Here is a 6,800-nt window from a genome sequence, read left to right on the forward strand (position 1 = left end):
CTGGTCGTATGATAGGGACACTACTCATTAGCGTCGTGTGGCTGCTGTTTACGCTCGCATTTTTCATCTTCACGACGACGCATTTCGCTCTATTATTTGCAGTCGGTTCGCTTATTGTCTGGCTGTGGCTCGTGTTGAGCGTTTATCTCGTCAAAGGAAAAATCCAGTGCGAGATCATCACGGCGAATGAAATTTTTAAAAATGAACAGATGGGCTATCAACTACGTATACACAATACGAGCCGTTTATCTGTTACACAACTACAACTACATCTCGTCATTGAGCATATATTTACAGGTAGACAAGAGAGTCACCACCACGTCTTGTCTATCCCAGCGAAATGTACGGAAGAATTTGCGTTCGTTCTGCCGCAGAAATATATGGGACAAGTGAATATACGAATCAAACAACTGACGATCAAAGACAGTTTCACGTTCTTCCGTTCCGTGCAGAAACTAGATACGCAGTCTGCGATGTTGATCGTGCCGAATCCGTATTTCTTAAAACTTCAACGCATTGAGCAAAATCAACACGTCTTGCAAACACCGGGTATGATCCCGATGAAGAAAATAGATGGCGAAGAGCTGGCGGAGTTGTCGGTATATAAACTGGGTGACTCGGTTAAACGCATTCATTGGAAATTATCGAGTAAGGGCGATGAGCTATTCGTCAAACAGCATGAAACGCTGACAGGAGATGCGGTCATGATGACGCTCGACTTCACGTCGTTTACGAATCGCGTAGCACTCTATGACGAATTCATCGAGACATTTTCCGCACTGCTCTATTCCTACGTCGCAAGCGATCACGTAGTGCAATTCATTTTGAATCATTCGACGGGTGAGCAATTGACGATCGACAATGAACGGGATGCAGCGAACGCCATAAAAAAAGTATTGACGAGAAACGCTACAGAGTTATCGATGTCAGATGAACAGTGGAAAAAGCTTAGACGAACGTATCCAAACTGTATCGTATTGACGACGAATATCGCGCGTAGTACCGAATATCAGACGGTCGTCATCTCGGATCAGAAGGAGGAATCATCTGTATGAAATGGCTAGATGGAGTAGTTGCGTATAGTGTCCTCGTAGCGGCCTTCCTCGTGATCCGTGCGATGCTGTTTCCTGAAATGAGTATCGTACCTGCGCTCGTTCTCGTCTTACTGTGGATGGTCGCGCGTATACAGTGGAAACAGCGTGGCGGCGATATCGTCTTGATTGCGAGTGTTATTTTCAGTTTGATTTTCTTATCAACGTACATAGATGACGTGAAACGAACGATCAACGAGTTGTTCATCACACTTGCGGAACATAAGCATATATATATGGATCTATTGTCCGTCAATGAAACGACTTCTTGGCTAAACGGCATGATCCTTGGTCAAATCGCTTTGTTAATCGGCAGTGCAATGTATTACGCCGTAGCGAATCAAAAACGTTGGATCCCTGTTGCGCTTGCACTCGTGACGTGGTCAATACAATTAATTCTTGGCACGTCACCATCATTGCTCCTCGATATTCTGTTTTTCGCAGTGCTGATTGTGACATTGCTGTATATGAATCAACTTTCATTACGCTGGTGGAAACGGATTGCGATCGTGCCCGTTTCGTTAGTCGTGCTCATGTTCGTCTACATGGTGATCAGTCCAAACGGCAACGAAGAGTTTACAGGCAGTTCGAAAATCGAAGACAGAGTACGGTATCAAGGGGAAAAGTGGCGTTATTATAAAGGTGAAGAGCCCGTGCTGACAGCTGGAAACTTCCAGCGACTTTCTACGTTTACACCGGACGACCATACTGCGTTAAAAATTGCGATGGAAAATCCGAGTCCTCTATATTTAAAAGGATTCGTCGGTTCGACATACACGCCGAGCGGCTGGAAGGAAATCGACGGGGAAGCGTATATGGAAGTGAAGTCTCTACTTGAAGCGTTACAGAAAGAAGATTTCACCGGAGCGAAACAACTGAGCTTGGCTGCAGAAAGTAGTTTGCCAGATCAGTATGAGGAAGCAAAACTCGTCATTCAAAACGTCGGTGCATCCAGTCGATATATTTATACACCGTATGAATTGGCGGAGATAGATGGAAACCTTGTCCGTTCCAAACAAGCCGACGCGCTCCATGCGACAGGTATTTTCGGCAGACGTACAGTGGAAATGAACTATATGCTGACACCGTATACCGATTATCCGCAAATCGCGAATGCAGTGTACACGACAAAAGGCACCGACTATTTACGTCGTGAAAGTCATTACAATCAATATGTCTACAATGAATACCTCGCTGTACCGCAAGACAGTTTAAACGTATTGCGCAATCATATGGACGAGAGCGTACTTGATACAGAAACCCGTTTACCGTATGAGAAAACGATTCAGGAAGTCGAAAACTTCCTGGCACAAACGATAAGTTACAACGAAAATCCCAAACCAATAAAGGACCAGGATTTCCTAACGGGGATTTTGGAAGAGTCAAAAGAAGGGTTCTCCGTTCACTATGCGACGGTTGCTACATTGGCATTTAGAATGCTCGGCACGCCTGCGCGTTATGCGGAAGGCTATATCGTCGGACTGGATGACGTAAAAGATTTACAGTCATTTAGTGAAATCAATGTCAGTGAGAAAAATGCCCATGCGTGGACCGAAATCTACGTCGACATGGTTGGCTGGGTGCCGATTGAAGTGACACCGGGTTACGCAGAGAAAATGCCGGAGATCAATAAAAAAGATTATCCAGCATTAGACGGATCTGATTCACCAGACGCAACTGGCGGAAGCACGGTTGAACCTGAACCGAATGATACAACAGAGGTGCAGGAAGATCAGGACAAGCCGGAAGATTCGAAGCAAGTGAATCCAAACACTACTATCTGGTTCTGGTTGAATATCATCATTGCGTTCGTCATGTTGACCCTGTTCGTGCTGTACTACGTAAGAAAAAGAAAACGTCAGCAAAAACTTCGGGTGAGAGATCACCGATTGGCTGTCATCCATCATGTTCAGTACATGGTGCAAATGCTAGAGAAAGAACAAGTCGTTACGAAGCTGCCTTCATTTGAAACGATACCTGAAGCAGTTAGTAAAATTGATCCGCAACTTCAACTAGAAGCAGAGGACGGATTGAAAATTTATCAAAAAGCCAAATATAGTCCGCACGGCGTGACCGATGAAGAGCGTGTGAAGGTAGAAACATTGTTTGCGCATGTTCATAGTGCTGTGAAGAAATCGAAAAAAGGGGTAAAGAGATTACGATTTATTGTGCGTTATCAATGAACTAAGCACCGCTTTTGGCGGTGCTTTTTTTGGTGCCAGGTCCCCGAACTATTCAGAATTGTTTGGGGACCTGGCACCAAAAAATGAATCCTTTCACACACTCTAAACGTATGAATAGTAGAGCGATGCTTGTTCCATAAATGATGTAAATTGCTATCAAATAGTACGATAAATGAAACAGGAGAGTGAAGTATGGAAACGGAAAAACGAATGGAATTAGTTCATGTTATTGTGGAAGAAGTAAGACCACTGTTACAAGGTAGTGAATCAAAAAAGTTAGTGGATTACGGCAGTGGTTCTGGTTTAGTTAGTTTAGAACTTACGGATTTAGTAGATTCGATACTGCTCGTAGACTCTTCAAAACAAGCGTTACAGGATGCCAAAGATAAAATTGAGGCAAGAGGCATTACAAATTGCGAAGTACTGTATTCAGATTTCACTGAAGACATGCCTGAACTTAAGGCGGACATCGTGCTAGTATCATTAGTTCTTCTTCATATTCCTGACACTACATTAATTTTGCAAAAGTTATTTAGCATTTTGCCAAATGACGGCCAATTAATTATTGTGGATTTTGACAAAAATGAAAAAGTCAGTCATCCGAAAATTCATAGTGGATTTACGCATGAGGAACTAAAAAATATATTAACCGAAGTAGGATTTACATCTAGTACATGTAAGACCTTCTATCATGGAAAACAACTTTTTGCGAACCAAGATGCCTCCATGTTCATAGCCACTAGTAGAAAATAATTTTCTATATAAACTAGCTCGATTGCTTATTTCACGCAATCGAGCCATTTGGAAAATAGGAGGTAATAGAATGCCTACGTGTGAAAAATGTACTAATCAATGGAGTTGGAAACAAACAATAAAAAAGACGTCGACATTGAATCCTGCCATGACTTGCCCATACTGCGGTGAAAAACAGTATCAAACGCAAAAATCTAGAGGGAAAGTGAGTATGTTAACTCCGATCGTTTTATTGCCACTGCTCATTCAATTGTTTTTTGATGTGCCAGGAGCTATATTACTCAGCGTATTTCCTATTTTATTCATTTTCGTCATCATACTATATCCATTTTTAGTGAAGTTAAGTAGCCAAGAGACATACATAGGGGAATAGTGAGGCTGTTCATACACTAGGTTTCAGCATCATACGCTTGATTACACAGAAAAAACCATCTAATGCAAACGGAGACATTCCGAAAGCATTAAATGGTTTTTCTTTAGGCTATAAATAACGAAATGAAATTAGGGAATGTGAATTTATTCTTTCCAATAGGCGTTTGTGTCTTCAATCATCTTTTTCGATGATTGCAATCCACCGCCATAGAACCATGCTTCTGTGTCTAGATAAATTATATGGTCATTCTTATAAGCGTTCGTTCTTTTCACAAGTTCATTTTCAAACATTTCCTTTGTGCTATCATGAGCGGTATTTAGTACTGCACTACGATCCACAACAAAGATGATGTCTGGATTTTTCTCTGTTATGTATTCAAAATTAATGGATTGACCAAATTTGGCTTTTTCAATATTCTCATCCACCGCTTTATATCCAGCGACATCATGGATGAATCCACCGTAACGCGAACCAGGTCCATAGGCACTAATTTTCCCTTCGTTTACCATAACAATCAAAGTTTTCGCATCAAGATCTTTCGTTTTCTCTTGAATAGCATCGACTTTTTCATTTATTTCCGTTAGTTCTTTATCAATTTGCTCTTCTTTATTAAATAGGTTGGCGATGGTTTCCATATTGTCTGTAAATGAATCCATATAGTTCGTGAAGTCGACACTCATATAAACAGTTGGAGCAATACTTTTAAATTCATCATACATTTCGGCTTGACGATCCCCGATAATAATTAGATCCGGTTTCATTCCATCAATTGCTTCAAAGTCTGGTTCCACTAAACTTCCTACATTTGTATATTCAGATCCAGCATATTTTTTAAGATACTCAGGTACCGCATTTTGTGGAACACCTGCAACCTCAATGCCCAATGAATCTAACGTATCTAAAACACCAAAGTCCAATACAACAATTTTTTCTGGTACTTTATTCAACACTACTTCTTGATCATCAAGCTCATGCTGAACTTTTATTTCAGTTGATTCCGCACCTTCTTGAGTAGTACTAGACGATTCGTCCGCTTGGTTATCCGTTTCTTTAGATGTACATGCGGAGATCACTAGCATACAAGTAAATAGTAATACAAACAATGACCATTTTTTCACGACAATTAACCCCTCTTTGTATCAAATTGCATTTCCTAAAGCAAAATCTTGAAATGACTCGCGCTCTCAATCCAATGATCGGTATGCTTGGAATCCATTTCGTTCGTTACCAGAAATGAATAAGGAAAAGACTACATTCATTATACAATAAACAAATGATAATGACTATCATTTTCAAATGAAAGTTGAAGGATTTAGTAGTATTCAGAAAGTGTTCGAGAAGTAAATAATCGATAGTATTTCTCGCTCTAAAGATCTAAAAAGTATCGCATGAACTGAACACTACGTCCAATAAAAAAATGCTATGCTAGTAAGAATAAGTAGTAGGATAATATTGTAATTTATAACGAATTTGAGGAGCCACGCCATGAAAGATTTTTATAGTGCAGTAACTTATGTTAATGAAAAGATGTATGAGCCAAATCATTTGATTTTACAATTAATTAAAGAAGAAAAGCAAAATGCTAAGTACGGAGCTGGTACATTTCAAATAGCTTCTAGAACCGTTCGATTTAGAGTAGCGAATACAACACCTAGAAAAGTAGGGCAGTTTGTTGCGTTTTGGGAAAAGGACGACAATAATAAAAATCAACCTTATTCATACGAGGAAGCACCTGATTTGTTCGTGATTACTACTTTTAAAAATACACATGAGTTTGGACAATTTATTTTCCCAAAGGACGTGATGTTGCAACAGAATATGGTTAGCTCCAGTTCAACAAAAGGGAAAATGGCAGTAAGAGTGTATCCGAGCTGGGATCATCCTGCTAGTAAACAAGCGTTGAAAACACAGCAGTGGCAGTTACCTTATTTTGCAGATATGAGGACATTAAATGAAATAACCAAAGACAAAATAATGGAACTGTATTTGTGATAATTCACTGCGATCAGGTGACTGTAATATTCAGAATTAGTTCAAGACCTAGAAAACATCAGAGTTTTAGAGGACTGTAGATCTAATGAACGCGATTGTATTATGGTAAGCGTCAAAACGTGAACACATATTAATAGAAGAAGATTCGTGAGATACTCCTCCCATAGAACATGTTTTGGGAGGGATTTCTTTGAAAAGAAAAGAGAAAGAAGCATACTGGTCTGCGAAGATCGATGAATATCAAAGCAGTGGACTAGCACTTTCTGAATGGTGTGATACGGCAGAGGTCGCTGTCCATAATATGAAGTATTGGCTACGCAAGCAGTCGCCAGTTAATCCTGCCACACATCAGGAGACCAGTTGGGTCTCCTGTGTGGTGGAAGAGTCGATAGAAGATTCGATTTCGTT

7 protein-coding genes are annotated in these 6,800 nt (G+C 40.4%); 6 read left to right on the forward strand and 1 reads right to left on the reverse strand.

All coding sequences use genetic code 11. From position 1 onward, the window contains the following. Positions 1 to 8: 8 nt before the first annotated feature. The 4 genes from H605_RS0108115 (at position 9) to H605_RS0108130 (ending at position 4,400) form a co-directional block, all read left to right on the forward strand. Positions 9 to 1,055, forward strand: coding sequence for a DUF58 domain-containing protein (locus H605_RS0108115; protein WP_029053761.1), 1,047 nt, complete (start codon positions 9 to 11; stop codon positions 1,053 to 1,055). Further along, entirely contained in the window at positions 1,052 to 3,274 is a 2,223-nt protein-coding gene (locus tag H605_RS0108120; RefSeq protein WP_029053762.1) for a transglutaminase domain-containing protein, read from the forward strand. Before H605_RS0108115 ends, H605_RS0108120 begins: the two co-directional genes overlap by 4 nt. Positions 3,275 to 3,466: 192 nt before the next feature. Beyond that, a complete protein-coding gene (locus H605_RS17595; protein ID WP_051210515.1) occupies positions 3,467 to 4,027 on the forward strand; it encodes a class I SAM-dependent methyltransferase in 561 nt (186 codons plus the stop codon). A 70-nt stretch (positions 4,028 to 4,097) separates the two neighbouring features. After that, the gene (locus H605_RS0108130; RefSeq protein WP_029053763.1) at positions 4,098 to 4,400 is read left to right on the forward strand and encodes a TIGR04104 family putative zinc finger protein; all 303 of its coding nucleotides are present in this window, start codon (positions 4,098 to 4,100) and stop codon (positions 4,398 to 4,400) included. Positions 4,401 to 4,543: 143 nt separating this feature from the next. On the opposite strand, the gene H605_RS0108135 is transcribed toward H605_RS0108130, so the two are convergent. Further along, positions 4,544 to 5,518, reverse strand: coding sequence for a siderophore ABC transporter substrate-binding protein (locus H605_RS0108135; protein ID WP_029053764.1), 975 nt, complete (start codon positions 5,516 to 5,518; stop codon positions 4,544 to 4,546). 367 nt (positions 5,519 to 5,885) lie between these two features. On the opposite strand from H605_RS0108135, the gene H605_RS0108140 reads away from it, so the two are divergent. Further along, a complete protein-coding gene (locus H605_RS0108140) occupies positions 5,886 to 6,392 on the forward strand; it encodes a MepB family protein (protein WP_029053765.1) in 507 nt (168 codons plus the stop codon). 190 nt (positions 6,393 to 6,582) lie between these two features. Then, on the forward strand, positions 6,583 to 6,800 hold a 218-nt coding region (gene tnpA / locus H605_RS0108145), incomplete at its 3' end, for an IS66 family insertion sequence element accessory protein TnpA (RefSeq protein WP_029053766.1).

This window comes from Sporosarcina ureae DSM 2281, from assembly GCF_000425545.1.
Lineage (GTDB): Bacteria > Bacillota > Bacilli > Bacillales_A > Planococcaceae > Sporosarcina > Sporosarcina ureae.